The following is a 4,805-nucleotide window of genomic DNA, read 5'->3' as shown; positions in this document are numbered from 1 at the left end:
ATCATCTACCGCGCCACCGAGCAGTGGTTCCTGAAGGTGACCGAGGTCAAGGACGAGATGCTGGACTGGATCGAGCGGGTCGAGTGGATCCCCGAGTGGGCGGGCCACTCGCGGTTCAGGGACTGGGTCGAGAACGCGCGGGACTGGTGCATCTCCCGGCAGCGGTACTGGGGCATCCCGCTGCCCGTCTGGGAGTGCGAGGAGTGCGGACACCTCGAGGTCGTCGGCTCGCTCGACGAGCTGAAGGAGAAGGCCAGGGAGCTGCCCGACGGCGAGCCGGACCTCCACCGGCCCTGGGTCGACCGGGTGATCCTCGAGTGCCCGGAGTGCGGCGGCGAGATGCGGCGCGTGCCGGACGTGCTGGACGTCTGGGTCGACTCCGGCGTCGCCGCCTGGGCCTCCCTGGGGTACCCGAGGCGCCGGGACGAGTTCGAGGAGTGGTTCCTCAAGGAGGGCTCCTGCCGCCCGGAGGACGAGGAGGCGGGCGCTGACTTCATCACCGAGGGTCACGACCAGACCCGCGGCTGGTTCTACTCACAGCTCGGCTGCGGCGTGATCACGTTCGGCGCGTGCCCGTACCGCACCGTCCTCATGCACGGGTTCACGCTGGACGAGGAAGGCCGCAAGATGAGCAAGTCGCTCGGCAACGTGGTCGACCCCATGGACATCGTTGAGGAGTACGGCGCCGACACGCTCCGGTGGTACGTCCTGCGGTCCAACGCCCCGTGGCGCGACATGCACTTCAGCTGGCGGGACGTGCGCGACACGCACCGCGCCCTGAACGTGCTCTGGAACGCCTACCGGTTCACCAAGATGTACTCCGAGCTGGACGGGTTCGACCCGGAGGAGCACCCGCTGGAGGAGCTCGAGGAGCACCTGCAGCCGGAGGACCGGTGGCTCCTGTCCCGGATCCACACCCTCGTCCGCGAGGTAACGGACGCGATGGAACGGTACCACGTGCACGAGGCCGCCCGCGCCCTGTACGAGTTCGTGACCGAGGACCTCAGCCGCTGGTACATCCGACTGGTCCGAGAGCGCGTCTGGCTCGAGCGCGACGACCCACGCAAGCTCGCCGTGTACGCGGTCCTGTACCACGCGTTCGACCGCCTCGTGAGGCTGCTGAACCCGATCGTGCCGCACGTGGCCGAGCACATCTACCGGGACCTACTCCGGGGCGAGGACGACCCGGAGAGCGTCCAGCTCCTCGACTGGCCCGAGCCCGAGGAGGGATGGATCGACGAGGAACTGGAGGAGGCCATGGAGACCGTGCGCGACGCCGCCGAGGCGGCGCTCTCCCTGCGGCAGCGGGCCGGGGTCAAGACCCGGTGGCCGCTGCGGAGGCTGTTCGTGGAGGTGGAGGACCCGGAGCGGCTCGAGGACCTTCGGGACGTGCTGGCCCGGGTGGTCAACGTCAAGGAGGTCGAACTGGGCGAGCGGTTCGAGGAGAAGGTCCCGGTCGCGCGACCCCGACCGGACAAGATCGGGCCCGAGTTCCGAGACCTTGCCGGACGGATCATCCGGCACGTGGAGGAGCACAGCGAGGAAGTCGCCCGGGCGATCCTGGAATCGGGCGAATACCGGACGGAGGTGGACGGGGAAGAGATCGTCCTCACGGAGGAGCACGTGGAGATCGAGGAGCGGCTGCCCGAGGGCTGGGCGTCCGCCGAGTTTGAAGGGGGCCGGGTGTACCTGTACACCGAGATGGACGAGGAGCTGCGCCGGGAGGCGTGGGCGCGGGAGGTCATCCGACGCGTGCAGGAGATGCGCAAGGAGCTGGACCTGGACCTCGAGGAGCGGATCGAGGTGTGGATCGACGGAGACCGGGAGGTCCTGGAGGCCGTGCGGGAGCACCGAGACGAGATCGCGCGAGAGGTGCGCGCCCGGGAGCTCATCCTCGAGGCGCCACCCGAGGACTGCGACCTCGAGCGCGAGTGGGAGGTAGAGGACCGCAGCATCGTGATCGGCCTCCGACGGGGGGCCTAAGCCGTGCGGGTCGACCCCTCCGAGTTCAGGCTGGAGTTCTTCGAGGAGATCGGGTTCGAGCGGAAGCGGTGCCCGAAGTGCGGTGAACACTTCTGGGCCCCGCCCGACGTGGAGGTCTGCAACGAGGCCCCGTGCGTCGAGTACTCCTTCATCGGGAACCCCCCGGCGCGCGCCCGGCTGGACGTCCGGGAGGCGGGTGAGCGGTTCCTTCGGTTCTTCGAGCGGCACGATCACGAGGTCATCGACCGGTACCCGGTCGTGGCCCGCTGGCGCGAGGACATCCACCTGACCATCGCCTCCATCGCCTGCTTCCAGCCCTGGGTGACCTCCGGTGAGGTCCCCCCGCCCGCCAACCCCCTCGTCATCAACCAGCCCTGCATCCGGCTCAACGACATCGATAACGTGGGTCGGACGGGGCGCCACTTCACCCTCTTCCACATGGGCGGCCACCACGCGTTCAACCGCCACCCGCACGACCCGCGGGACGTGTACTGGAAGGAGGAGACCGTCCGCCTGTGCTACGAGTTCACCGTGGAGGAGCTCGGCATCCCGGAGGAGAAGATCGCGTTCAAGGAATCCTGGTGGGAGGGAGGCGGCAACGCCGGTCCCTGCTTCGAGGTCGTGGTCGATGGCCTCGAGCTCGCCACCCTGGTCTTCATGCAGTACGAGCGGGTCGGCGGCGAGTACCGGGAGCTCCCGCAGAGGATCGTGGACACCGGGTACGGGATCGAGCGCTACGCCTGGATCACCACGGGCGAGCCCACGGCCTACGACGCCGTCTTCGGTGACCTGGTGGACCGCGTGGCCTCCGACCTGGGCGTGAAGCCCGACCGCGAGGCCCGCCGCGTCCTCGGAGAGCTGGCCCGCATCGCCGGCCTCTTCGACCTCGAGGGCGAGTCCGACCTGGAACGGCTGCGCGAGCGCGCGGCGCGGCGGCTCGACTTGGACGTGGGGGAGCTACGGCGCATCGCCGAGCCCGTCGAGAGCGTTTACGCCCTGCTGGACCACGCCCGCTGCCTGGCCTTCATGCTCGGGGACGGCGTCGTCCCGTCCAACGCCGGAGAGGGCTACCTGGCCCGACTGGTCCTGAGGCGCGCCCTACGCCTGCTGGAGACGCTCGACGCCGAGCACGAGTACCTCCTGGACCTCGTGGACCTGATGCTCGAAGAGCACGCCGAGGACTACCCGGAGCTGAGGGAACGGTCCGACTACGTGCGGGACTCGATCGAGTGCGAGATCGAACGGTACCGGCGCACGCTGGAGCGCGGCCGAAGGGAGGTCCGCCGGCGGCTCCGCGAGAAGAAAGAGCTCACGTTCGACGACCTGGTGGAACTCTACGACTCGCACGGCGTGCCACCGGAGCTGGTCCGGGAGATCGCGGAGGAGGAGGGCGTCGAGGTCGAGGTACCCGACGACTTCTACTCACGGGTCGCCGAGCGGCACGAGGGCGCGGAGGAAGAGGAGGAGCCCGAGGTCCTGGCCGAGCTCGAGCGGGCGGCCGTCGACCGGGACCTGCCCGAAACGCCACTCAGGTTCTACGAGGACGAGCGGCGCCGCGAGTTCGAGGCCGAGGTGATCGACGTGGTGGAGACCGGGGACGGCGACTGGATCGTCCTCAACGAGACGTACTTCTACCCGGAGGGCGGCGGTCAGGAGGCCGACCGCGGCGCGCTCGAGTGGGACGGCGGCCGGGCCGAGGTCGTCGACGTCCAGAAGGTGCGAGGCGTGGTCTTCCACCGGGTGGAGGGCGACGTGCCCGAGCCGGGGACGAGGGTCAAAGCCCGCATCGACCGCGAGCGGCGCGAGCGGCTCACCCGGCACCACACGGCCACGCACGTCATCCTCGAGGCCGCCCGGCGCGTGCTGGGGGACCACGTCTGGCAGGCCGGGGCGCACAAATCGCCCACGGAGGCCCGACTGGACATCACCCATCACCGACGCGTGACCGACGAGGAGCTCCGGGAGATCGAGCGGCTGGCGAACGAGATCGTCATGCGCGACCTGCCCGTCCGCAAGTCCTTCATGGACCGGAACGAGGCCGAGCGGCGGTACGGGCTCGAGCTCTACCAGGGCGGCGTGGTACCGGGTCGGGAGATCCGGGTCGTCGAGATCGAGGGCTGGAACGTGCAGGCCTGCGCCGGCACGCACTGCGACCGGACCGGCGAGATCGGCCCCATCAAGATCCTGGGCCGGGAGCGGATCCAGGACGGCGTCGAGCGGCTCCGGTTCGCCGCGGGTGAGGCCGCCCTGGAGCGGATCTGGGAGCTGGAGGACACCCTGAGTGAGGCCTGCAGCGTGCTCGACGTCGACCCGAAGAGCCTGCCGAGGACCGTGGAACGGTTCTTCAACGAGTGGAAGGAGCAGCGGAAGCGGATCCGGGAGCTCGAGCAGCGCCTGGTGAAGGCGGAGCTGATGGCCGCCCCCGAGCGCGCCGAGTCGATCGACGGCCTCCGGGTCGCTTACCTGGAGCTGGAGGGTGTGGAGCTCAAACCGGTGGTCAGCACGGTGCAGGAGCTCGTCAAGGAGCACCCGGACCTCGTCATGGTGGTCAAGATCACCTCCGGCGACTCGTGCCAGGTCGTGGTGGGTAGCGGCGAGAACGCGCCCCCGGCCGTAGACCTAATGCGGAGGATCGGGGAGATCGTAAGCGGCGGGGGCGGAGGCGACGAGACGGTGGCCCAGGGCGGCGGGTCGGCCCCGGACAGGCTCACGAGGGAGAAGGCGCTCGAGGTGGTGCGAGAAGCGCTGGAATGAGGAGCACCCCCGGCACCGACCCGGAGCGGGATGACGAGGGTGGTCCTTGCACCCGACCCCTTCAGGGA

General features: G+C 69.6%; 2 protein-coding genes. Both read left to right on the top strand.

Annotation, left to right across the window (positions count from 1 at the left end; all coding sequences use genetic code 11):
* Nucleotides 1-1,983 (top strand): class I tRNA ligase family protein (locus ACXJJV_RS02135; RefSeq protein WP_456466532.1); only part of this gene is annotated, 1,983 nt, incomplete at its 5' end.
* A 3-nt stretch (nucleotides 1,984-1,986) separates the two neighbouring features.
* Nucleotides 1,987-4,737 carry an alanine--tRNA ligase gene (gene alaS / locus ACXJJV_RS02130; RefSeq protein ID WP_456466531.1) on the top strand — a complete coding sequence of 917 codons (2,751 nt, stop codon included), beginning with the start codon at nucleotides 1,987-1,989 and terminating at the stop codon, nucleotides 4,735-4,737.
* Nucleotides 4,738-4,805: the final 68 nt, after the last annotated feature.

The sequence above is a fragment of the Methanopyrus sp. genome (assembly GCF_053997775.1).
This window is presented reverse-complemented; position numbering and strand designations above follow the sequence as displayed.